General features: G+C 69.1%; 21 protein-coding genes. 10 read left to right on the top strand and 11 right to left on the bottom strand.

Annotated features, from left to right (window positions below; all coding sequences use genetic code 11):
• The first annotated feature begins 246 nt into the window (after window positions 1-246).
• Window positions 247-1,179, top strand: a complete 933-nt coding sequence (locus ACN28I_RS39880) for an alpha/beta fold hydrolase (protein WP_420947121.1) — start codon at window positions 247-249, stop codon at window positions 1,177-1,179.
• Window positions 1,180-1,233: 54 nt separating this feature from the next.
• Window positions 1,234-2,028 carry a Uma2 family endonuclease gene (locus ACN28I_RS39875; RefSeq protein WP_420947120.1) on the top strand — a complete coding sequence of 265 codons (795 nt, stop codon included), beginning with the start codon at window positions 1,234-1,236 and terminating at the stop codon, window positions 2,026-2,028.
• A 9-nt stretch (window positions 2,029-2,037) separates the two neighbouring features.
• On the opposite strand, the gene ACN28I_RS39870 is transcribed toward ACN28I_RS39875, so the two are convergent.
• Together ACN28I_RS39870 and ACN28I_RS39865 are read right to left on the bottom strand one after the other, a co-directional pair.
• Entirely contained in the window at window positions 2,038-3,105 is a 1,068-nt protein-coding gene (locus tag ACN28I_RS39870) for a potassium channel family protein (protein WP_420947119.1), read from the bottom strand.
• A 244-nt stretch (window positions 3,106-3,349) separates the two neighbouring features.
• A complete protein-coding gene (locus ACN28I_RS39865) occupies window positions 3,350-3,856 on the bottom strand; it encodes a superoxide dismutase family protein (protein ID WP_420947118.1) in 507 nt (168 codons plus the stop codon).
• A 171-nt stretch (window positions 3,857-4,027) separates the two neighbouring features.
• Here ACN28I_RS39865 and ACN28I_RS39860 point away from each other — a divergent pair, with 171 nt between their 5' ends.
• The 3 genes from ACN28I_RS39860 to ACN28I_RS39850 all read left to right on the top strand — a co-directional run bounded on the left by ACN28I_RS39860 (window position 4,028) and on the right by ACN28I_RS39850 (window position 6,640).
• The gene (locus tag ACN28I_RS39860) at window positions 4,028-5,104 is read left to right on the top strand and encodes a pectin acetylesterase-family hydrolase (protein WP_420947117.1); all 1,077 of its coding nucleotides are present in this window, start codon (window positions 4,028-4,030) and stop codon (window positions 5,102-5,104) included.
• 326 nt (window positions 5,105-5,430) lie between these two features.
• A complete protein-coding gene (locus ACN28I_RS39855) occupies window positions 5,431-5,847 on the top strand; it encodes an IS110 family transposase (protein WP_420942184.1) in 417 nt (138 codons plus the stop codon).
• Entirely contained in the window at window positions 5,834-6,640 is an 807-nt protein-coding gene (locus ACN28I_RS39850) for a transposase (protein WP_420942185.1), read from the top strand. The genes ACN28I_RS39855 and ACN28I_RS39850 overlap by 14 nt, the downstream gene beginning before the upstream one ends.
• A 57-nt stretch (window positions 6,641-6,697) precedes the next feature.
• Here the strand turns inward: ACN28I_RS39850 and ACN28I_RS39845 are convergent, their stop codons facing one another.
• From ACN28I_RS39845 to ACN28I_RS39830, 4 genes are all read right to left on the bottom strand, one after another.
• Window positions 6,698-7,909: a twin-arginine translocase subunit TatC gene (locus tag ACN28I_RS39845; RefSeq protein ID WP_420948803.1), complete on the bottom strand. Its 1,212-nt coding sequence runs from the start codon at window positions 7,907-7,909 to the stop codon at window positions 6,698-6,700.
• A gap of 36 nt (window positions 7,910-7,945) precedes the next feature.
• Window positions 7,946-8,413 (bottom strand): Sec-independent protein translocase protein TatB, encoded by a 468-nt coding sequence (gene tatB / locus ACN28I_RS39840; protein ID WP_420947116.1) that lies wholly within the window; start codon window positions 8,411-8,413, stop codon window positions 7,946-7,948.
• Between the two features lie 94 nt (window positions 8,414-8,507).
• Entirely contained in the window at window positions 8,508-9,767 is a 1,260-nt protein-coding gene (locus ACN28I_RS39835) for an MFS transporter (RefSeq protein ID WP_420947115.1), read from the bottom strand.
• Window positions 9,768-9,794: 27 nt separating this feature from the next.
• Window positions 9,795-11,711, bottom strand: coding sequence for a methyl-accepting chemotaxis protein (locus ACN28I_RS39830; protein WP_420947114.1), 1,917 nt, complete (start codon window positions 11,709-11,711; stop codon window positions 9,795-9,797).
• 298 nt (window positions 11,712-12,009) lie between these two features.
• Between ACN28I_RS39830 and ACN28I_RS39825 the strand changes: the two genes are divergently transcribed.
• The 3 genes from ACN28I_RS39825 to ACN28I_RS39815 are packed head-to-tail and all read left to right on the top strand — an operon-like array spanning window position 12,010 to window position 14,309.
• Window positions 12,010-13,041 (top strand): histone deacetylase, encoded by a 1,032-nt coding sequence (locus ACN28I_RS39825; RefSeq protein ID WP_420947113.1) that lies wholly within the window; start codon window positions 12,010-12,012, stop codon window positions 13,039-13,041.
• A gap of 51 nt (window positions 13,042-13,092) precedes the next feature.
• Window positions 13,093-13,635, top strand: a complete 543-nt coding sequence (locus ACN28I_RS39820; protein WP_420947112.1) for a hypothetical protein — start codon at window positions 13,093-13,095, stop codon at window positions 13,633-13,635.
• Entirely contained in the window at window positions 13,632-14,309 is a 678-nt protein-coding gene (locus ACN28I_RS39815) for a glutathione S-transferase family protein (RefSeq protein ID WP_420947111.1), read from the top strand. The genes ACN28I_RS39820 and ACN28I_RS39815 overlap by 4 nt, the downstream gene beginning before the upstream one ends.
• Before the next feature lie 85 nt (window positions 14,310-14,394).
• On the opposite strand, the gene ACN28I_RS39810 is transcribed toward ACN28I_RS39815, so the two are convergent.
• From ACN28I_RS39810 to ACN28I_RS39800, 3 genes are all read right to left on the bottom strand, one after another.
• Window positions 14,395-15,378, bottom strand: coding sequence for a carbohydrate-binding protein (locus ACN28I_RS39810; RefSeq protein WP_420947110.1), 984 nt, complete (start codon window positions 15,376-15,378; stop codon window positions 14,395-14,397).
• A gap of 296 nt (window positions 15,379-15,674) precedes the next feature.
• Window positions 15,675-16,382, bottom strand: coding sequence for a Bax inhibitor-1 family protein (locus ACN28I_RS39805; protein ID WP_420947109.1), 708 nt, complete (start codon window positions 16,380-16,382; stop codon window positions 15,675-15,677).
• Window positions 16,383-16,415: 33 nt separating this feature from the next.
• Window positions 16,416-16,931, bottom strand: coding sequence for a hypothetical protein (locus tag ACN28I_RS39800; protein ID WP_420947108.1), 516 nt, complete (start codon window positions 16,929-16,931; stop codon window positions 16,416-16,418).
• Window positions 16,932-17,223: 292 nt separating this feature from the next.
• Between ACN28I_RS39800 and ACN28I_RS39795 the strand changes: the two genes are divergently transcribed.
• Entirely contained in the window at window positions 17,224-17,976 is a 753-nt protein-coding gene (locus tag ACN28I_RS39795; RefSeq protein ID WP_420947107.1) for an SDR family NAD(P)-dependent oxidoreductase, read from the top strand.
• Here the strand turns inward: ACN28I_RS39795 and ACN28I_RS39790 are convergent, their stop codons facing one another.
• Together ACN28I_RS39790 and ACN28I_RS39785 are read right to left on the bottom strand one after the other, a co-directional pair.
• On the bottom strand, window positions 17,977-20,550 hold the full coding sequence (locus ACN28I_RS39790; protein WP_420947106.1) for a penicillin-binding protein 1A: 2,574 nt from the start codon (window positions 20,548-20,550) through the stop codon (window positions 17,977-17,979).
• Window positions 20,547-21,512, bottom strand: coding sequence for an RluA family pseudouridine synthase (locus ACN28I_RS39785; protein ID WP_420947105.1), 966 nt, complete (start codon window positions 21,510-21,512; stop codon window positions 20,547-20,549). The genes ACN28I_RS39790 and ACN28I_RS39785 overlap by 4 nt, the downstream gene beginning before the upstream one ends.
• A 43-nt stretch (window positions 21,513-21,555) precedes the next feature.
• On the opposite strand from ACN28I_RS39785, the gene ACN28I_RS39780 reads away from it, so the two are divergent.
• Window positions 21,556-23,034, top strand: coding sequence for a pentapeptide repeat-containing protein (locus ACN28I_RS39780; protein ID WP_420947104.1), 1,479 nt, complete (start codon window positions 21,556-21,558; stop codon window positions 23,032-23,034).
• The last annotated feature ends 109 nt before the right edge of the window (window positions 23,035-23,143 follow it).

The following is a 23,143-nucleotide window of genomic DNA, read 5'->3' as shown; positions in this document are numbered from 1 at the left end:
TCCGCCAGCTCGCCGAGGCACCGGGGCGCGAGCGACCGGTGAGCCCGGACCCCGCGGTGCCCACGGTGTTGCTGGTCCACGCGCTGACGGGAGACATGCGAGCGGGAGGCGAGGGCGGGTGGTGGGAGCCGGTCATCGGTCCAGGCCGGGCGCTGGATCCGGAGCGGGTGCGGCTGCTGTGCTTCAACAACCTGGGCTCCTGTTACGGGAAGCTCGGGCCCGGCGGACGAGGGCTTCCCCGGGCGAGTGGACGATCGCCGTTTCGAGCCGCCCGCGCCGCTGCTCCGGGGAGACCTGCGGCTGAACGAGCACCTGCTGCCAGCCACCGTCACGCCCTGGGACCAGGCGCGCGCCATCCTGCAGGCGCTGGACGCCCTGGGCATCGAGCGGCTCTCCCTCGTGGTGGGGGGCTCACTGGGAGGGATGATCGTCCTGTGCCTGGCGGTGCTGGCACCGGAGCGTTTCGAGCGCATCTGTCCCATCGCGGCGGCGGAGGAGGCGAGCCCGTGGGTCGTCGGTTGGAACCACGTGGCGAGACAAGCGCTGCTGTTGGATCCGGAGTTCCCCGAGGCACCCGCGCGAGGCCTGGAGCTGGCGCGGCAGCTCGCCATGCTCACGTACCGGGCGGAACCCGGCCTGCAATCGCGCCACGGGAGGAACCAACCCCGGCCGGGAGAGGCGGAAGCACCGGGCTGGTCCTCGCGGGCGCTCTACCCCATCCAGAGCTACCTGGAGTATCAGGGCGCGAAGCTGCGGGCGCGCTTCGACGCGCGGACGTACCTGGCACTGCTGGGAGCGATGGACCACCACGACCTCGGGCGCGCCCCCGAGGGCGACACGAGTGGAACGTGGGGCGTGGCACGAATCCGCGCGAGCGCCCTGTGCGTGGGCATCGACCACGACCAGCTCTTCTACCCCGAGCACATGGAGCGGCTGACGGGCCGGCTGCGAGCGCTCGGGCGCCACGCGGAGTACGCCGGACTCTCCAGCGCCCACGGACACGACGGCTTCCTCATCGAGTGGGAGCCGCTCGAGCGGCTGCTGCGGCGCGCGCTCGCCCTGCCTGGCGCGTCCACGTCAGGGGACTCCCCCTCCACGCCAGGAACGGAGGAGGAGGTGCACCCGGCCTCCCTGCCCTCGACGGCGTACGCATTGTCCACTCGGCCCGCTCCTTGCTGAGAAGTAGCGCGGGGGAGGTTGACCGGAGAGGTCACCCGTCGCAGGCTTGAAGGCATGGGACGGCACACACAAGAGGGTGGGGACGCCTTCCCCCGGGCGCCCACACAAGAGGAGTGGGAGGCGATGGGGCCGGAGGAGCAGGAGCGGGTGGTGGCGTCACTGCCCGGAGAGGTGACGTGGGACGAGATGGCCATGCCGGAGGGCGACAAGCACCTCCGGGCCAAGGTGCGCACACTGGACCTGCTCGAGGGCTACTTCAGCCACCAGCGGCGCAAGGTGTACATCGGTGCGGAGCTGCCCATCTACTACCCGGGCGAGCGCCGCTTCGCCCCGGACCTGCTGGTGGTGCTCGATGTGGAGACGCACGAGCGGGAGAAGTGGGTGGTGAGCGCCGAGGGCAAGGGGCTGGACTGGGTGCTGGAGGTCCACGTGGGCGGCGACCGGAAGAAGGACGCCGAATACAACGTGGAGCGCTACGCGCGGTTGGGCATTCCCGAGTACTTCATCTACGACCGGGCCCGGGAACGGCTGGAGGGATACCGGTTACCGGAGCCCGGGGCGAGACGGTACGAGCGGATGGAGACGAAGCAGGGCCGCTACACCTCGGAGGTGTTGGGGCTGGAGTTCGAGGTGGTGGGGGCGCAATTGCGGTTGTGGTCGGGCAACGCGCTGCTGCTGGAATCGGGGGAACTGGTGGAGCGGATGCAGGAGAAGCTGAAGGAGGTGCAGCAGCGGGTGGACGAGGAAGCACGGCTGCGCGAGCAGGAGGCGCGGCGGCGTGAGGAGGCGGAGCGCCGCATCGCGGAGCTGACGGCCGAGTTGGAGCGCCTCCAGCACCGCGAGGAGTGAAGGCCGGGCTCAGCTCCCGCCGTGATGGGCGTACACGGGGGCGTCCGGCTCCAGGGTGAAGGCGCGCAGTTGCTTGTAGTCCTTGTATTCGGCCTGGAGCGTCACCGCGTCCCCCACCTCGATGCGCGTGTCGCCGGAGGGGTGCAGCCACTCGTCGCCCTTCCCTCCCCGGCGCATGGACAGCGCCAGCCCTCCGAAGCGATCCCGTATCTCGGAGATGGTCAGCCCCGGCAGCCCCTCCCGCGCCTCGAAGACGGACACCACCATGAGGTGCGTGCCAATGCGGAACGAGTGGATGATGCGCGGATCCAACGCCGCCAGCGCCATGGCGGGGGCCGCCAGCGACGAGCTGCTCAGCGCCTCGGCCTTGAAGGTGTCGCGCACCTTGGCCACCAGGTCGTCATCGAAGAGCCGGATGACTACGCGGATGTCCGGGTTCATCCTGCGCGCATCCAGCGCGATGTTCAGGTTGGCCAGGTCGTCGTCCGTGGCGCAGACGATGGCCGCCGCCTTGCTCACGTTGGTGCGGGGCAGGCACTGCGGACTGCGGATGTCGTCGATGAGCAGCGGCACCTGCTCGTCGCGCAGCACCGACACGAAGGCCGCCTCCTCGCGCTTCTCCACCACCACCACGTCCTTGCCCAGCGAGCGCAGCTGCACCACCACCCGGTACCCCACCCTCCCCGCCCCGCACACCACCACGTGCCCCTTGAACGTCTCGGAGATCACCTCGAACCACTCCTTGTCCTGCCGGTGCTTGGCGAAGAAGAGATAGGCGAAGCGCACCACGCCGTCGACGAGCACCGCGATGCCCACCGGCGGGATGACCATGTCGAGGAACATCAACAGGCTGTCATCCACGTCCAGCGATGGCTCGCCATAGAGCAGGAAGTAGACGTGGCGCAGTGCCTTGCCCAGGCTCACCCCGTGCCCGTCCGGCCCGACGTAGCGCCAGCGGTACACCAGCGGCATGCAGCCGAAGAGCAACACCGCCATGAGGACCGTCGTGCGGAAGCGACGCAGCAGCGCACGGAGGTACAGCAGATTCATCGCCAGGCGGCGGCGGAGAGTCACCATCGGCTGCTTGCGTACCACGCCTGTGACGCCTCGGCCACCCAAGGGGCGGGAGACACGATGTCAGGCTCCGCCCTCCCGCCCGGACCCCCTGGCACACGAGGCCCCGGGCCGCCGAATCGAGGACCTGCCCCCTCTTCCTCCTCATCGACGGGAATCACACGGAGACGGGTGAGCCCAGGCTGGGACTCGCGCTGGGCCTCAACCTCCACCTGCTCCGCGTGGGATTCTCCTTCTGAGCCGTCTCCTACTCGTCCCGCGCGAGGACACCGCAGGCCACCCGCGCACCCGAGTTACCCGCCGGATCCGTCACCTGGTCATCCGCGCTGGCGTGGATGACGAGCGCGGTGCCATCCGCATCGAAGATGGAGAGCTGTCCCTCGTCGAGCCTCACCCGGTTGGTGGTGGTCTTGTAGGAGGCCTTGCCGCTCGCGTCCGCCTCCAGGTTGGGCAGGTCCCCGGCATGCGCGCCGGTGGGTGACTCCAGCCCATGCTGCTTGTCCAGCGGGTTGAAGTGGCCGCCCGCGCTGGTGAAGCCCGGCGTCTCGCACAGGCCCACCTGGTGGAAGTGGATGCCGTGCGGGCCCGGGTCGAGTCCGGTGGCCTCGACCTGGAGCTCCACCGAGTCTCCCCGCTGCACCAGCGTCACCGTGCCGACCTTCTGGCCGCTCGTGTTCACCAGTTCCGCCGTCGCGCGAGACTCGCCACACCCCGCCAGCGCCAGTCCAACTGCCACCCAGAGCATCTTCCGCATGTCCGTTCCTCCCGTGTTGCCGCCTGCACCGGCAGCTTCGGGCAACGGGCCCGTCGAGGGGCAGGACACACGCGGCGTCTGTGGCACCGCGCACACACGTGACGGCCGGGCTGTCCGACGCCGGACCTTCCTCTATCCTCCCGCCTCCCCTGCAGCACGCGAGGACGAACGATGCAGCACACGAACAAGACCCGAGAGCTGTTGGCTGTACTCGCCGCGGTGATGGTCGTGGGCACGGGGTGTGACCCCGAGCCCGTGACGCCCCCCGCGGAACCGCCCATCTCCACCCCCCAGCACACCTGGAGCTGGATCGACTTCTCCAACTCCACCTGTGACGAGGGCACGCCCACGGGGCTCGGCGCCAACCTCAGCGACAGCAAGAACCTGCTCATCTTCTTCAACGGCGGCGGAGCCTGCTGGAACGCCGCCACCTGCCTGCAGCTCAACACCTCCGCGCACGGGCCCTTCACCCAGACCCAGTTCGATGCGCTGAGCTCGCGGATCAGCTCGGGCTCCATCTTCGACCGGGAGCTCGCCAACAACCCGTTCAAGGACTGGAACTACTTCTTCATCCCGTACTGCACCGGGGACCTGCACATCGGCAACTCGGACGCCGTCTACACCGTCGGCTCCACCTCCACGACGTTCCACCACAAGGGGAGGGTGAACACCGAGGCCTTCCTCGCTCGCATCGCCTCCACGTTCCCCAACCCCGAGCAGGTCGTCGTCACCGGCTCGAGCGCCGGCGGCTTCGGCGCGGCGCTCAACTACGACTTCGTCCGCTCCACCTTCCCCAACGCCAAGGTCTTCCTCATCGATGACTCCGGGCCGCTGTTCAAGAGCAGCGCCATGTCCGCGAGCCTCCGCGCCGAATGGGCCAAGGCCTGGAACTACGACGCCGTCATGGATGCCCTCGACCCGGCCGTGAAGGAGGATTACTCGGCGCTCTACCCCGCGCTCGCCAGGAAGTACCCCAACGACCGCATGGCGCTCCTGTCCTCGCTGCAGGACCAGACGATCCGCACCTATTTGCAGCTCACCCCCACCGCCTTCGAGGCCGCGCTGAGGGATCTCGACGCCACGGTGCTCTCGCCGCTGCCGAACACCCGCTCCTTCCTCACCCCCGGCCAGGCCCACACGATGCTGCTCAACCCGGGGGCCCAGAGCTCGCAGGGCGTGGTGCTCCTGGACTGGCTCAACCAGATGCAGAGCGCGAGTGATACGGACTGGAGATCCGTGCGTCCGTAGAGACACGGGCCTGCTGACCCTCACCCCGTCCCTCTCCCAGAGGGAGAGGGCTCAACCCGGAAGCCTCGATACCCTCACCCCGTCCCTTGTATGTACCTGACAAGTCGGCGACTTCTGAGGTAAGTAGGCGCCGACGCAATCGGGAGAGGGTCGCCGCACCGTCCCTGGAGGCTGAGTCCTCGCGGGAGAGATTGGCGCCCTCGACCGATGTTTCATTGCCCGGACGGAATCCTGGGGCGGCCCCCGCGGCCAGTCCCCGTATAGACAAGGGTGGGCAGGGACATCGGGCTCGAGGCTCCCGGAGTGTTGCGTCCAGGAGGAGTCAGGTGAAGCAGTACGAGCGCTACGCCGGTATCGACATAGGCGCGGAGAAGCACGCAGTGGCAGTAGTGGACGCCAAGGGAGGGGTGGAGCGCAAACCCCTGCTCGTGAGTGAGGACCAGGAGGGCTATGGCCAACTGTGGCAGGCGCTGGGCCCGGCCGAGCAGGTGCTGGTGGCCATGGAGGCCACGGGCCATTACTGGCGCAACCTGGTGGCGGCCCTGCTGGCACGTGGCTACGCGGTGGCCCTCATCAATCCACTACGCACCCACCGCTACGCTGGCGAGGACCTGCGCCGAGCCAAGACGGATGCCCTGGATGCGCTGAGCATCGCGCGCTTCGCCCAGGAAAAACGCCTCCAGTCCTCGCACCTGCCCGACAGCGTGCTGGCCGAGGCTCAAGGAGGCCGTGTCACTGCGTGACAGGCTGCTGGAGGACCACGGCGTCAAGCTGCGCCAGCTGCACCGGCTGGTGGACCTGGGCTTCCCCGAATTCACCCGCCACGTGAAGCTCGACACCGAATTGGCCTGTGCCTTGCTCTGCCAGTACCCCACTGCCCAGGCCTTCGCTCACGCTCGTCTCAAGGCCATTTCCAACCTCAAGTCCGACGGCCGCCACTTCGTCGGCCTTCCCCTGGCTCGCACTCTCCAGCAGGCCGCCACGGCCTCGGTGGGCGCCCACCATGCCGCCCCCTTCCAGCAGGGCGTCAAGTACGCCTGCGAGGACCTCTCCAGACTGCGTCAACGGCTGCGCCAGGCAGACGACGACATCGGCTTGCTGGTGGACAAGCACGAGCTGGGCTCGCTGCTCACCAGCATCGACGGCCTGGGCCCTACCACCGTGGCGCGCCTGCTGGCCTCCGTGGGCGACCCGGCCTCTGTCTTCCCCGACGGCAACGCCCTGGTGTCCTTCGTCGGCTGTGCCCCGGCTGTCTCCCACTCCGGTAAACGCACCCCCTCCAGCCAGGGCCTGTGCCGCATTGGCGACGCACGTCTGCGCGCCGCCCTCTGGATGCCCACCCTCACCGCCGTGCGCTCCAACGGCCTGCTCAAGGACTACTACGAGCGGCTGCTGGCTCGCGGCAAGCGCAAGAAGGTCGCCCTGGTGGCCTGCATGCGCAAACTGCTGCTGGTCATCTACAGCGTCGCCAAGCGCCGCCAGCCTTTCCTCTACCCCCTCCCTCCCCCAGCCCCTCCCTCCCCAACACCTACATGACAAAATCTCTTGCTGGAGCAGACGGAATCTCTCCCGAGGGGAGAGGGGAAATTGGGCTCAGGCTCCCGTCGTCGGGGTGATGCTCGTCTCGGCTTCCTGCTTCGAGCGCCGACGCTCGATGAGCCACACCGCCAGCACGCCCATCTCGTAGCAGAGCAGCATCGGCCCGGCCATCAGCGACAGGTTCACCACGTCTCCCGTCGGCGTGAGGATCGCCGCCGCGATGAGGCACACCACGAAGGCGTGCCGCTGGTACTTCATCAGGAAGCCCGCCCTCACGATGCCCACCAGGCCCAGCAGCGCCATCACCAGCGGCAGCTCGAAGATGATGCCGAAGGACAAGAGCAGCAGCAGCACCAGCGAGAGCTGCTCGTTCATCGTCAGCATCGGCTTCGTCCACGACGCCGCCACGTGCCGCGCCTTGCCCAGCGCCAGCTCCTTCTCCAGCCGCCACAGTCCCGCCAGCTCCTTGGCATGCGTGGGCGCCCCCGTGGCCAGCCGGCTCACGGCCTCTTCCATGGCCGCCGCCGACTTCCCGTAGTCTTCCTTCGCGTACTCCTCCACGGCCTCCGCCCGCTGCGCCACCGACTGCCGCAGCGCGTGGCGCGCCGGCCCCTCGAAGCCGTCCGCCGCCGCGTCCAGCAGCCGCCCCAATCCCTCCAGCCGCGCCGACAGCTCCACGCTCTCCGCGGGCGCCCGCGAGGCCTCCGGGATGTGTCCCACCCCGTCCGCCTTCAGCGCCGTGCTCGCCTCCATCGCCAGCACCCCCGCCCGCTCCGCGTCCCCAATCCGCAGGAAGCGCAACGCGTCGTCCGCCCTCAGCCGCCCCACGTCCAGCCGCTGGGAGATGGCCAGGCCCACCTCGTCGTTGAGGAGGAACTTGAACATCGAGGGCAGCACCGCGAAGTAGCAGAACAGCGCCCCCGCCAGGAACGCCGACGAGCCCAGGAACACGAAGGGTCCCGCGTACCGGCGCTCGTCCGGGTAGAGCCCCGGCGACACGAAGCCCCAGATCTGCATGAGGATGACGGGCGTCGTCAGGAAGATGCCGCAGTAGACGCCCACCTTCATCAGGACGTTCAGCTCCTCGATGCCCGAGGTGTAGACGAGCGAACGGCCCTCGGGCGGCAACGCGTCCAGCACCGGCTTCATCAGGATGCCGAAGATGGGCTTGGCGAACACCAGCGCCGCGGCGCCCAGCACCAGCACCGCGATCGTGCACTTGAGAAGGCGGGAGCGGAGCTCCGTCAGGTGCTCCGCCAGACTCATCCGAAGGTCGTTATCCACGGGCGCGAATCTCGAGGGCTAGCCGCTCTTGGGGGCGTTGCGCGCCACCGTGCCCGGGACGGGCTCCAGACGCGGAAGGGCGTCCGGCTCCGCGGCCCCGGGGGTGGACGGCTCGGCGGTGGGAGAAGGGGGAGCCGAGGCCAGGGCCACGGCCTCGGCGGCCTCCGGAGCGGCGGCGGCGGCGGGGGTGGCGGCCTGGGCTTCCGGAGCGGCGGCCGGCGTCACGGACAGGGGCGCGGCGGGGACCGGCGAGGGCAGCGCCGCCGGGGTGGGCGGGTGCACCTGGGGCCGGGGCTCGTCCATGATCTCCTGGTCCATCTTGTAGAACTCGCGCTCCACCACGGTGCGGACCTCATCGGTCTGCCGGCGGAACTCGCGCACGAACTTGCCGATGGTCCGCGCGAACTCGGGCAGCTTCTGCGGTCCGAGGACGAGCAGTGCCACCACCACGATGAGGATGAGTTCGCCTGCGCCGACGTTGAACATGAGCGGATGGCTCCAGGAGGAACCGCCCCGGGGTTATCGCGCCCCGGACGGCGGGGTGCAACCCGATTGGACCGCGCCCTGTCCGCTTGCCTCCTCAGGACCGGGGGGCGCCGGGGACCACGGGCACGGGGGCGAGCGGGGTGGCGGCCACCCGGTCGCGCGCCAGCACCCGGCGCTCCACCAGGAAGAACAGGGCGGGCGCCATGAGCGTGAGGGCCATGGACACCAGCACCACCTGGTTCATCCCCCCGAGCTGCCCGTCGGGCAGGTCCGTCAGCAGCTTCGAGGACAGGGAGGCCCCGGCCGCGGCGCCCAGGTGCTGCACGGCCGACTGGAAGGACATGAAGCGCGCGCGGATGGCCTGCTCCGGCACCCGGGAGGTGAGCGTGCTGTAGGACACGTTGCGCACCCCGTTGGACAGGAAGAAGCACGCGAAGACGGCCACCAGCGGCACGCCCGCCGGCAGGTGGAGGAAGGCGATGTAGAGCGTGCCGATGAACAGCAGCGAGCCCACCGTGCCCACCCGGAACGAGCCCAGCGCGTCCACCGCCTTGCCGGCCGCCCGCAGCGTCACGAAGCTCACCAGGCCGCCGACGAAGTAGATGATCTCAATCTCCTCGCGGGGATAGCCGAGGTTGCGCTGCACGTAGCCGGAGATGTTGGGGATGATGACGAAGCCGGCCACGTTGAGCAGCGCCGTCAGCGAGTAGGACTGGAGCACGTCCGGGCGGGTGAACAAATCCCTCACGCTCACCGTGGGGCCCTGCCGGCGCTCCAGGTGCCCGCGCATGGGCGGCAGGAAGAAGATGGCCGCGGCCACCAGCAGCAGCCCCAGGCCCGCCACCGCGAAGAAGGGCATGCGCCAGTCCGCCCAGTGCGCCACCTTCAGGGCCATGGGGATGCCCAGCACGGACGCCACCGAGAAGGCCCCCATCACCGCGCCCATGGCCCGCCCGCGCCGCTCCGGCGGGATGAGGTCGGCGATGATGGACATGGCCAGCGACGTGGCCGGGCCGCCGAACAGGCCCGCCATCGCCCGCGCCACCAGCAGCGAGGTGAGCCCCGTGGCGAAGCCTCCCGCCGCCGTGGCCACCACCAGCCCCAGCATGGCCACCGCCAGCGCCTTGCGCCGGTCGAAGCGGTCCAGGAAGTAGCTGCCCGCCACACCCGCCACGCACCCGGCCGCCGTGTACGCCGCGCCGATGTTTCCCACCTGGCTGGTGGGGATGCCCAGCCCCGCCGCGAAGTCAGGGCCCAGCGGCATCACCATCACGAAGTCCAGGATGTTGACGAACTGGACCGCGCCAATCAGGAAGACGACCGTGCGCTCTGAGACCACTCGGGGCGAAGACATGTGCCCCTCCACGGGGTGGGTGCTGGCTTACACCTTGAAGCGCCGGATCTCGGCGCGGAGCACCTCGGACTGACGCTGGAGGCTGTCGATGGCCTCCTCCAGCCCCTTCACCGAGCGCGTCTGGTGCTCCGACACGCCCTTGATGGCCTCCACCGCCTTGAGCACCTGCTCGCTGCCCTTGGTCTGCTCCTTCTGGGCGCGGTTGAGGTGCGTCACCATCTCGTTGATGTTCTCGATGGAGCGGGTGATCTGCTTGCTGCCGTGCGCCTGCTCCTGGCTGCTGCGCTGCACGTGCGCGGTGATCGCCTTCATCCGCTCGGCGCTGTTCATGATCTGCTCGCCGCCCTTGGCCTGCTCGTTGGAGGCCTTGGAGATCATCTGCACCGTCTCGGAGATGCGGTGGATGGCCTGCGTCACCTGCTTGCTGCCGCGCGCCTGCTCCACCGTGGCCCGGGCAATGGCCTTCACCATCTGCGTGGACTTCTGCGCGCTGTCGTTGATCTTGCGCAGGGTGCCCTCGGCCTCGCGGCCCAGCTGCACGCCCTCCTCCACGTTGCGCACGCCCTGGTTCATCACCTGCACCGCGTTGCGGCTCTCCTCCTGCACGCGGCTGATGAGGTCGGCGATCTCCTTGGTGGACGCGCCGGTGCGCTCGGCCAGGTCCTTGATTTCATCGGCCACCACCGCGAAGCCCTTGCCGTGCTCGCCCGACTGCGCGGCGATGATGGCGGCGTTGAGCGCCAGCAGGTTGGTCTGCTCGGCCACGTCGTCGATGACGTTGAGGATGTTGCCGATTTCGGAGATGCGCCGGCCCAGGCTGTCGATGGCGCCCGAGGCCCCGAGGCTGAACTCCTTGATGCGGTCCATGCCCTGCATCGTCTTGCGCAGGGCGTCCACGCCCGTCTTGGCGTCCTCGGACACCTGCTCGGACAGGCGCGCCGTCTCGTTGGCGTTGGCCTCCACCTGGCCGATGGAGCTGTCCATCTGGCTGATGGAGGAGCTCGTCTCCTGGGTGGAGTCGCGCAGCTCGTCGATGTTCTTGGCGACCTCCTTGATGGAGAACGTCATCTCCTCGATGGCGCTGGTGGTCTCCTCCACGCTGGCGGCCATGGCCTGGACGTTCTCGGCCACCTCGTCGTTGGTGGCGGCCATCTCCATGATGGAGGAGCTGCTCTCCTCGGCGCTCTGGTAGAGCACCTCGACGTTCTCCGCGATGCCGCGCAAGGACGCCAGCATCTGCTCCATGGACGAGGACGTCTCCTCCACGCGCCCCTGGATGGTGGAGGCGCCCGAGGACACCGTGGTGCCGGCGCGCGAGAGCTGCTCGATGACGCCGGAGACCACCTCGGACACGCCGCGCACCTGGCCCAGCGTCTTGCGCAGCGACTGGCCGATGCTGTCGAGCGCCTCGGCCAACTGGCCCAGCTCGCCGCCCCCGGTGGCATCCACCGCCACCCGGCTGGTGAGGTCGCCCTCGGCCATCCTGCGGGCCACCGCCATCATCCGGTCCAACGGCCGGAGGATGAGCTTGTTCGTGACGAAGTAGATGAGGCCCACCACCACGCCCATGCCGATGATGAAGGCCCCCACCAGCAGCGCGGTGAGCTCACTGAGGATGTCGCGCAGGGGCGCGAAGTCCACCACCACGGCGATCTGGCACGCCCCGGTCCCGCACTGCGGCCCCTGAGCGGGCTGGGACAGGAGCCAGTCCCCGTTGGGCATCTTGAAGGACGCCGCCGCCCCCGTCCGGGAGAGCTGGCCGAGCAGCTCGGTGAACCGCTCGGGCTGCGCGCCGCCCTCCAGGAGGATGCTCCCGTTGCTGGAGACGATGGCGGCGTACGTGAAGTCCTTGTCCGCCTCGGACAGCCCACCGATGGCCCGCATGGCGAACGTGTCCGCGTCCGGCCGGGTGAGGATGGTGGCGAGCTTCCCGGGCCTTGGCATGGCCATGATCCATGAGCCGGGACTCGAGGTAGTTCGAGACCTGCCAGGAGATGGAGACGTAGAGGGCCCCGAGGATGATGAACAGGGCCACGGTGAACAAACCGAAGAGGGACACCCGGAGGCCGGGCTTTTTCAGGCGTCGGAGCAAGGCCTCGGGACTGTAGGAAGGTTGACCCTCGAAGGGCAAGAAACCGGCGGTCCCACCGGGGTGGGCTGGAGTCAGTCCCCTGCTCGGAGAGAGAGAGGGCGGGCATCCCGAGCAGGTCCGCGCCATACTGGATGGGTGGGAGCCCGCTCCATGACCCAGACGCTGCTGCTGACCGATCCCCTCTTCCTCCGGCACGACCCGGGCCCGGAGCACCCCGAGTGTCCCGCGCGTCTGTCCCACATCCTGGATCTGCTCAACATGGAGCCCATCACGGGAGCCGAGCGACGGGCCCCTCGCCCGGCCACCGAGGAGGAGCTCGCCGCGGTGCACACCCGGCGGCTGCGCGACTCCCTGCGGGGGATGCGCGGCCGGCACGAGGTGATCGACCCGGACACGTTGACCTCGCCGGACACGTATGACGCGGCGGTGCTGGCGGCGGGGGCCTCGGTGGAGGCGGTGGAGGAGGTGATGGCGGGACGGGCGCACAACGCCTTCGCGCTGGTGCGGCCCCCGGGGCATCACGCCGAGCCGGACCGGGCCATGGGCTTCTGCCTCTTCAACAACGTGGCCATCGCCGCGGAGGCCGCGCGCCGTCAGGGCGCCGAGCGGGTGCTGATTTTCGACTGGGACGTGCACCACGGCAACGGCACGCAGGCGGCCTTCTGGGCGCGGCGCGACGTGCTCTACATGTCGGTGCACCAGTACCCCTACTACCCGGACTCGGGCGCGCCCTTCGAGGTGGGCGAGGGCCCGGGGACCGGCTACACGATCAACTGCGGGCTGCCCGAGGGCGCGACGGACGCGGACTACGGGGCGCTCTTCCAGGATCTCTTCCTGCCGGTGGCACAGGCCTACAAGCCGGACCTGGTGCTGGTGTCCGCGGGCTTCGACGCGCACCGCGATGACCCGCTGGCCGGCATGCGGCTCACCGAGCGCGGCTTCGCGGCCATGTGCACGGCGCTCCGGGACGTGGCGGAGAGCGCCTGCAAGGGGCGGCTGGCGCTGATGCTGGAGGGCGGCTATTCGCTGGAGGGCCTCTCGCAGTCGGTGCACGCTTGCGTGGAGGTGATGGCGGGAGTGACGAAGGACAGCTTCCCGAAAGGGGTCTCGAGGGAAGCGGCGGCGGCGCTGCAGCGCAGCCGTGAGGCGCTCAAGCCCTACTGGTCCGTGCTGGGCCGGTGAGGAGCGCCAGAGTGGAGACCCGGACGACGTTCACAGGTGCTGGGGTGAGACGTGGATCGTGAAGCCGTGGAGAAGTTGCAGCGCGCGGGCCTGAAGGTGGAGCAGCCGGAGATGCTGCGCGTGGCCATCCAGCGCGACGAGAGCAAGCGGGTGATGAAGGTGCAGGGGGAGGTGCCGGTGATGGGCAACGAGGGACTCATCCTCGTGCAGCTCAAGCCCGTCTCGCAGTTGTGGACGGGCTCGGCGGTACCGCCGGACCTGTCGCGGACGCCGCCGCCGCAGTACCAGCCCTTCTTCCTGCTGATGGAGTCGACGGCCGCCAACTACTGCGCGGCGCAGGGCAGGCCCGAGACGGATGACGAGTTCGAGCGGCTCTTCCGCCAGCTTCGCCGCAGGCCGGACGGGACGGACGCGCACCCGCTCTTCTCGTACCTGCAAGGGGCGGTGCGCCTGTACATGTCGCTGCGCGACGTGAGCCAGGCCGAGTTCGAGGCGGTGGTCAACCGGCTGAGCCAGTCGGCGAAGTGGCATTCCACGCACACGGGCAGCACCAACTACCACCGCGAGGTGCTGCAGGGAGTGTTCGGCGCATGATCGATCTTTACACGTGGGCGACGCCCAATGGGCACAAGGTGTCCGTCACGCTGGAGGAGTTGGGGCTGGCGTACACGGTGAAGCCGGTGGACATCGGCAAGGGCGAGCAGAAGCAGCCCGGGTTCCTGAAGCTCAACCCCAACGGGCGCATTCCGGCCATCGTGGACCGCGAGGAGGGAGACTTCGCGGTGTTCGAGTCGGGAGCCATCATGCTCTACTTGGCGGAGAAGACGGGAAAGCTGCTGCCGTCGGACCGCAAGGGGCGCTCGCGGGTGACACAGTGGTTGATGTTCCAGATGGCGGGCGTGGGGCCCATGCAGGGACAGGCCAACGTCTTCTTCCGCTACTTCCCGGAGAAGATTCCCGCGGCCATCACGCGCTACCAGAACGAGACGCGGCGGCTCTACACGGTGCTCGACACGCGGCTGGGAGAGAGCGAGTACCTGGCGGGCGATTACAGCATCGCGGACATCGCCAACTGGGCGTGGGTGCGCGTGCATGACTGGGCGGGCGTGTCCGTCGACGGGCTGCCGAACCTGCAACGCTGGCTGGCGGCCATCGAGCAGCGGCCCGCGGCGCAGAAGGGACTGACCGTGCCGCACGTGGTGAAGCTCGACACGTCCGCATCCCAAGACCAGGCCATCAAGATGGCGCAGACGATCGTGCAGAAGTAGAGGCGGGAGGGAGGACCCGCCGGGCGCGAGCTTCGAAAACCTGTCCAACAGTTGGACAAGTTCGTGAAGCGCTCGCCCGGGAGGGCTACTCGATCTCCCGCACGCTCAACCACTTGAAGTCGACGTCGTTCGCCCCGTCCCAGCGGAAGACGGCGATGGGGCCTCCCCAGGTGATGGGCATGGCGTCCACGGCGCCTCCGCAATAGGACGCAGCTCCGCCCCAGCGCCCGTCATCCACCAGGTCGTAGACCTTCACCCACGAGACGCCGTCCGCCCTCGTGTCGAGCCACAGCTCCAGATGCACGGCCGTTGTCCCCTCGGCGGTGGGCGCGTTGCGCAGGATGGCCTTGAAGCCCACCCACCGGCCGCGCAGCGCACTCGTCGCCTGCACGTACGGCGACGACGCGTAGCTCACGTGCCAGGACTCCTTCTGCCACCGCACCTGGCCGTCGTAGTGGAGCGCGCCGTGGTAGGCGGAGCCCTCGCAGGGCCGTCCGTCCGAGTGCTCACCCCCGCGCGCCTGCCAGGAGAGGTTCTCGTCCCGCTTGCCGCCGGAGTTCACCCGCACGTAGCCCGTCATCTCCACGTTCCTCCAGTCGTTGGGCGCCTGCATGAAGCCGCTGCTCGCGAGCACCTCGCGGTCGTAGGTGGCGATGGCGGCGGTGTCGTATCCCGTCGACGTGTAGACGTGCATCCGCACCTGCTTGTCCCGCACCTTCCAGGAGCCATCCCTATTACGCGTGAGCGGCGTCCGTGGGTCGAAGCGGGCATCCGTCCTCGGATCCGCCGCCAGCGTCCACACCTCTCCGCCCGCCTTCGTCGGATGGAGCATCGCCACGCCAAAGGCGTCGATGCCCGCCTCCAGCGAAGGTGATTCAGGCGCCCGCTTCTCCCGCGCGAACGCGGAGCCCTCCGCGGCGGCGAGCACCAGCACCAGGCCCATCCCGACACGTCCCCCCAAGCCACTCCCCGCCTTCCCCACCACGCCCTCCCCTCCCACGGCCCGCTCCCCGCCGGAGACTCCGTCGGCCGAAGACTCCGGCTGGGACTCCAGGACAGGTGAACGCACGCTCCACGCCACCCGACCGGGACCGTAAGCTCGCCTCGAATTCGCCGCCCAACACCCTGCCCTCCGAGGTACTTGCGCTGTCCCCAACACGACGCGCGTGCGAGCAGGCTCCCATGACGGCACCAGAGCGGCTTCCGGGCGCGAGCTCGAGCAACTGGTCCAACAGTCGGACCAGCTGGAGCCAGTCGCGCCCGGGAGGGTCAGCCTTCTGGAGGAGAACGCCTCAACGCAAGAAGGGCCCGGTCCTCCGCCACGCGGAGCCCCGGGCCCTCCCCGACACCTGGCCTTCGTTCACTTCAGCGCCGGTCCATCAAGATCCGCAGGATGTACCAGAACAGCAGGGCCACGGAGGAGAACAGGGTCAGCGCCGCCGCGACGTGGGAGCCCACCGGGTAGTGATGAAGGACGTTGGACGTGTAATAGAGGATGTACCCGGCCGCGACCACGACCATCACCGCCGCGAAGAGCGTCCCCAGGGTGAAGCCGAAGAGAATCGAGACGACGATCAGGCCCAGGGCCGCGAATCCGGCGACCGTCAACGCGGGACGGAGCCACGAGAAGTCTCGCCGGGTGAGCAGGACCGTTCCCGTCAACCCCACGAAGACGAGCCCGGTGAGTACCCCCGCCTTGGCGATGATGTTCGGGTCCCCGGAGAAGTACGCGGCCACGTAGAGCAGCGGGAGCATGATGATGGCTTCCGCCACCACGTAGAGGCCGAGCCCCAGGTACTGCATGGCCGGAGAGGCCGCGGACCGGGCCCAGCGATCCGCCACCCACCCCACGAGCATGAAGGCGCCCAGGACGATGAGCCAGCTCATGCGCCCGCCAAGCATCGTCTGCACGAGCGGCCGCGCCAGCGGGGAGTTGAGGAGCACCGCCTCCAGCGCGATGAAGGCCAGCACCGCGCCCCCGAGATGGAGGTACGTCTTCCGGATGAAGGCCGTCCGCTCCGAGAGCGGCGCGTCCGCGGCGATCATCCCCCCAGTAGCCGTGTCCCAAGCCATGTCACGTCCTCCTTTCGTTCATCCATAACGGCGTCACAGGTCGAAGTCGCCCAGGTCGCCGCCGAGGTCCTCTCCAAAGCCCGCGTCGTCTCCGGCGGACGCGTCCTCCGACGCGGTGGAGTCCATTCCCCCCTCGTCCCCCCAGGAGCCGCCGCCGAAACCACCCAGGAACTGGTGGGCAATCGCCGAGCCGATCACCGTCCCCGCGATGCTGCCCAACAGGCTCCCCCCGAACATGCCGCCGAGGCCGCCTCCCCCGAAGGAGCGCTCCAGCGTCCCGGGCCGGCGCAGCTCGGCCCGCGTCGCCATTCTCGCCAGCGCGCGAGGGTCCGGGTCATTCGAGGCGGCCGCGCTCCGTTCCGCCGGAGGCAGCTCCTGGCCCAGCTCCCGGAGCGCCCGCCCCCGCTGCTCCGGCGTCAGCCGCGCGAAGGCCTCGGCATGCGCCTCCTCGATGGCCTCCGGCGGTGCCGTCCGCAGCAGATACCGGTAACGCGCCAGCGCCTGATCATCCGCGGAGGGAACCGCCGTCCTGCTTCGCTCCGGTTTCATGGAGCGGGAACCCCCACCGAAGATGCGGTCTAGAAATCCCATGTGAACCCTCCTCGCCGAGCCCCCCGCCGGGAGCAGTCGACACACCGTGGAGATGGGAGGGCCGCTTTGCTCGGCAGCATGACCGCCCCCCGGGCATCGCCCGCCCCAGGGGCGGCCCACGAGGCGGGGGCCCGGATGGCCGCCTGCTCGTGTCCACCGCATGCCGCACCGCGTCGCTTTCCTTCCCCGCGCCCCGGCGTTCCGTGGCAGGAAGTCGCCCGCACATCCGGAGGAAGCACACATGGCGGAGATGAGCTATCGCACGGCGCTGATAACGGGAGCCTCGAGTGGCCTGGGACGCGGGATGGCGCTCTGGTTCGCCCGGCGCGGCGTCAAGGTGTACGCCGCGGCCCGGCGCCGCGAGAACCTGGAGGCGCTCGCCAACGAGGCCCGCGCGGCCAACGCCCACGTCGAGCCGGTGGAGCTCGACGTCGCAGACCCGGACAACACCCTCGCCCGCATCCGCGAGTTGGACGCCGCCTGTGGCGGGTTGGACCTCGTCATCGCCAATGCCGGCTTCGGCCAGGAGACGTCCGGCAAGCGCATCAAGTGGGACACGGTGCAGAAGACCATCGACGTCAACGTCACCGGGGCCGCCGCCACCCTGAGCGCCGTGCTGCCGCGGATGGTGGAGCGCAAGCGGGGCCACATCGTCGGCGTGGCCAGCCTCGCCGCCTTCCGGGGCCTGCCGCGCAACGCCGCCTACTCCGCCTCCAAGGCCTTCCTCTCCACCTTCATGGAGAGCCTGCGCGTGGACCTGCGGGGCACCGGCGTCCAGGTCACCTGTCTCTATCCCGGCTTCGTGAAGAGCGAGATGACGGCGCAGAACAAGTTCCAGATGCCCTTCCTCCTGGAGACGGAGGAGGCCGTGGAGCTGATGGCGAAGGCCATCCTGCGCGGGGAGGCGCAGTACGCCTTCCCCTGGCAGATGGCCGGCGTCATGGGCCTGCTGAAGCAACTGCCCAACGCCCTCTTCGACGCCGCGATGCGCAAGACGCGCTGACTACGGCGCGCCCATGATGAAGTCCTGCACGCCCACCGAGCCCTTCTCGGGGGCCACGTCCTCGGGCTGCGTGCCCTTCTTGAACCAGATGTTGACGGCGTCCTTCGACCCGGACGAGGCGATCTTCCCCGTCTTCTTGTCGATGCGCAGCAGCATCATGTTCTCGCGCAGCCACTCGGGCGGCCAGAACTCGGACTGGGGACGCGCCGCCAGCGCCGGCTTCATGTAGTTGAGCCAGATGGGCAGCGACGCGCGGCCACCCGTCTCGTAGCGGCCCAGCGGGTGCTCGTTCTTGTCGTAGCCCACCCACGCCACCGTCACGAGATCCCTCGTGAAGCCGGCGAACCACGTGTCGAACGAGTCGTTGGTGGTGCCCGTCTTGCCCGCCGCCGGCTTGCCCAGCTTCTGCGCCGGGCCGCCCGTGCCCTCCGTCACCACGCCGCGCAACATCGTGGTGGTGATGAAGCCCGTCTCGGGGCTCATCACCTGCTCGCCCGGCTCGAACAGCCGCGCGTAGCCCGCCGCCACCCGGTCCTGCAGCGGCGCCCACGCGTCGTCGTACGCCGTGTGGTCCTCCAGCGTGCGCCCGAAGCGGTCTTCGATCTTGCGGATGAAGTACGTGGGCTTCTTGCGGCCGTAGCGGTTGAAGACGGCGTACACGTTGGCCAGGTCGTACGGGTACACGCACGAGGAGCCCAGCGCCGCCGAGAAGTCCATGTTCATCGGCGTGGAGAGGCCCAGCCGCGTGCTCCACTCGGCCATGTTCTTCACCCCCACCGCCGCGAACGTCTTCACCGCGGGGATGTTCATCGAGTTCACCAGCGCCGTGCGCAGCAGCACGTCCCCGAGGAACTCGTCGCTGTAGTTGTCCGGCTTCCACGCGACGCCGTTCTCGGGGTCATGCTCGACGATGGGCGAGTCCACGATGATGGTGGCGCCCGTCCACCCGAGCTGCTCCAGCGCCGCCGAGTACACCAGCGGCTTGAAGGAGCTGCCCGGCTGGCGGCACGCCTGGAAGGCCCGGTTGAACTCGTTGGCGTCGAAGTCGTAGCCGCCCACCATCGCCGTGAGGTACTGGCGGTGCGGATCGATGGACACCAGCGCGCTCTGCAGCTCCGGCTCCTGCTCCAGCCGGAAGAGCGGAACGCCCTCGGGGACTTCCTTGTCCAGCTTGCGGTCGAACTGGACGTTGTCGTCCGTCAGTTCCTTCTTCACCACGTGGCGCACCACGATGACGTCGCCCACGGTGAGCACGCGCCTGGCGGAGGTGAGCATCAGCCCCGGGTAGTAGCCCTCGGGGTTCACCTTGCGCGCCCAGCGCATGCCCAGCAGCGGCAGCAGGCCCTGGTGCGGACCCACCTGCACCTCGGCGCCCTCGGCCTCCACCTTCGTCACCAGGGCCACGTACAGCTTGTTCTCCTGGAGCTGCTCGTTGCCCATGGCCCTCGACGCCTTCGTCAGGAAGGCCTCGCGCTCCTCCTTGGTGGCCAGCTGCTGCACCGGCCCGCGGAAGCCCTGGCGCTTGTCGATGGCCATCAGCCCCGCGAGCACCGACTCCTGCGCGGCGCGCTGGCGCTCGCTGTCCATGGTGGCGAAGACCTTCAGGCCCTCGTTGAGCAGCACCTTGTTGGTGTAGCGCTCCACCAGGTTCTTGCGCACCTGCTCCGTGAAGTACGGGGCGAACTCGTGGAAGACGTCCTCCACCGGGTACACGTTCACCGGCTCCGAGTCCGCCTGGGCGCGCTCCTCCGCCGAAATCATCCCCTCGTCGAACATGCGCCGCAGCACGTACGAGCGGCGCTTCTTCGCCGCCTCCGGCTTGAGGAAGGGCGAGTAGCGGCTGGGCGCCTGCGGCAGGCCGGCGATCAGCGTCATCTCCCCCAGCGTCAGGTCGCGCACGTCCTTGCGGTAGTAGTTCTCCGCCGCGCTCTGCACACCGTAGCTGTGGTGCCCGAGGAAGACGTTGTTGAGGTAGAGGTAGAGGATCTCCTCCTTCGTCAGCGCCTCCTCCAGGCGCCGGGCGAGGATGGCCTCGCGGATCTTCCGCGTGAGGTTCTTCGCGGTGGCGCTCTCGTAGCCCTCGGCGGAGATGAGCACGGCCTTGGCCGTCTGCTGCGTCAGGGTGGAGCCACCCTGCACGCTGCCGCCCAGGCCCAGCTTCTTGCGGATCGTCTTGGAGGCGGCGCGCGCCGTGCCCAGCACGTCCACGCCATGGTGATCGAAGAAGCTGGAGTCCTCGCTGGCGATGAAGGCCTGCACCAGCCGCTTGGGGATGCGCTCGTAGGGCACCACCTTGCGCCGGTGGTGGTAGAACTCGCCGGCCAGCACCGCGTCGTCGGTGTAGACCTCGGTGACGATGGGCGGCCAGTACTGGTCCACCTTGGGGATGTCCGGCAGCCCCTGCGAGTAGTGGTAGTAGATGCCGGCCACCACGATCACCGCCGCGGTGGCCCCCGTCAGGGTGGCCCACGCGGCGAACTTCAGCAGGCGCACCCAGAGGGGGCGCTTGGGCGGAACACCGTCGAGCACCAGCTTCGACTCGGAGCGATCGGTCTTCTCGGGATTCTGACTCATGAGGGTTCCAGCGCGGCGCGCTTGAGCACGTCCTTCAACTCCGGGGGCAACTCCGCCTCTATCGCCACCTTGCCCCCGTGAGCCGGGTGGGGAAATTCAATGAACTCGGCATGCAGGAACAGGCGTTTGAGCCCCCAACGGGCCCGCACATCCCTGTTGAAACCGAAGTCACCGTATTTCTTGTCCCCGGCCACCGGGTGGCCAATGGCCGTCAGATGCCTTCTTATCTGATGAGTGCGTCCGGTCTCGATGACGCAGGAGAGGAGGGCTGCCTCGCCCGACTGCTTGATGACCTTCCATCGCGTCACGGCCTCCTGCATGTTCACCCCGCGACGGGCCTTGGACTCGGCCGTCTGCTGGTGCTCAGCGAGCGGCAGGTTAATGACCCCCGAGTCCTTCGGCATCCGGCCTTTGACGAGTGTCAGATACCTCTTGCGCGGATGTCCGTTGGTGAAGAGTTCCGTGAAGTGGACCATCGCCGGGCGGCGCTTGGCGACGAGGATGACGCCACTCGTCTCCCTGTCCAGCCGGTGGGCGGGGCTGGCGGCGAAGTCGTTCCTCACTGCCTTGGGCCCCAGCCAGGCGCGCACATAGTCCACCAGCGTACCGCCGGTGATTCCACTGCCAGTGTGGACGGCCATCCCACTCGGCTTGTTCACGGCCATCATCCAGTCGTCCTCGAAGAGGATGACCAGCTCGCTGGGGTCCACGGGGGGAGGGGGTGGGGGTTTGCGCGCCTCGGGGGTGGCGGGGGCGAGGAGCTGCTCCTCGGTCCCCCGGATGGAAATGGTGTCGCCGGCGGCCAGGGGCTGCTCTGGCTGGGCCCGCTTGCCGTTCACCCGCACCTTCTTCACGCGAATCATCTTGAAGAGGTGGGAGGTGGGCACGTTCGCGAGCTTCTTGCGGAGGAACTTGTCCAACCGCATGCCCGCGCTGTCTTCCTCGATTCGGAACTCGATCATTTGACTGGCGCAGGGACCACACCACACCGATAAATTCGGGTCCATGCCGAAAGCCCCCACGATTGAACAGCTCCTGCAGAATGGCAGCGCCGAGTGGAACCGACTGCGCAAGGCCGGCAAGGTCCCTACCGAGCACACGGGCGCGACCTTCGCGCAGCTCTTCTCCGCCAATACGGACCTGTCCGGACTGGGACTGGTGGGCAGCGAGTGGGAGCGCTGCGACCTGTCCAAGGTGAATTTCCGCGATACGGACCTCTCCAACGCCTACTTCCACGGCGGCCGCCTCCAGGATTGCGACTTCCGGGGCGCCAACCTGGAAGGGGCCACCTTCGAGAAGCTCAAGCTCCTGCGCTGTGACTTCACGGGCGCCAGGGGCCTGGAGGAGGCCGACTTCGACGAGGTGGACATGGACCGCGTCACCGGCCTGGACGGAGAGGAGGCCCCGCCGCCCCCGCCGCCCCCGGTGCAGGGGATTACGGCCTTCACCCGCGAGCAGCGCGACAGGGTGATGGGCCCGGGCTCCCTGCTGGCCCCCGCCCACGAGCAGCAGCAGTCCGCCGAGGGCGAGTTGCCGCCCTTCAAGCCCCAGGACAACCCGGGCCAGCTCTTCTTCCGCGCCCTCAAGCGCCTGGGGGCCCCGCCCCTCTGGGTGCTGGACGTGTCCGGCCTGCGCCCGCTGCTGCCCTCGCGCCTGCCGCCGGGCAGCTCCCTGGAGACGCTCTACCGCGAGGCGGTGAAGACGCGGCTGGAGAACAAGAAGCCCGCGGCGGACCCCGGCGCGGTGGAGCGGGCCCAGCGCTCGCTGCGCATGGGCGCCAAGGACTCCAACCTCGCGGCCATGTACCTGCGCGAGGTGGGCGTGGTGCCCTCCTTCCGCTTCTCCGCGGCCAAGGTGCTCAAGGACGCCCTGCGCGAGGAGCTGGCGGTGGATGACCTCACCGGCTCGGTGGACCCGCGCACCACCGGCGCGCTGCTGGAGCTGCGGCTGCCCCAGGAGGTGGTGGAGCACACCCACGAGGTGCGCCGCCGGCTGTCCGCCACCCAGCTCTACACCGCGCTGCTCGAGGCCGGCTTCAACCCGGACAACAACTGGGAGGAAGCGCTGGAGTCGGCCGAGCCCGCCATGGAGCTGGCGCAGCTCGCCACCGGCGACGACCGGCAGGCCCTGCTCGAGGGCTTCCAGGTGTTCTCCGCCCTGCCCGAGGAGGCCCGGCTGCGGCGCCTGGCCTACCTGGCCGAGTCCCTCAACCACCTGGAGCTCCTCGGCCGCCTGCCCGAGGGCATGGAGCCGGCCTGGCTCTCCGGCCCCGAGACGCGCGAGTGCCATGACCGCGAGATGACGTACGTGCAGTCGCTGCGCGCCGACGACATCCCCAAGAAGGTGCCCGCGCTGGGCAAGGCCGAGCTGGGCGTTCCCGAGGGCGAGGTGCCCGAGGAGAGCGACGACGATCTCTTCGTCCACCTGCGCTGCGATGTGTGCGGCAAGGAGAAGCTCATCGTCCAGTCGCCCGCTGAAGAGTGACAGGCGTGTAGGACGTCCGCGGACAGGGGGAGTGAACGCCCCGGGACACTCCCCCTGTCCCATCCGGTACACCCGCCGGGCCCCTGGCCGCGCAAGTGGCCGGAATCCG

Origin of the sequence: Archangium gephyra (genome assembly GCF_049060025.1) — a bacterium.
In the GTDB taxonomy this organism is placed as follows: Bacteria; Myxococcota; Myxococcia; order Myxococcales; family Myxococcaceae; genus Archangium; species Archangium gephyra_A.
The sequence above is the reverse complement of the archived record's forward strand: the minus strand, read 5'-3'. Positions and strand labels throughout refer to the sequence as shown.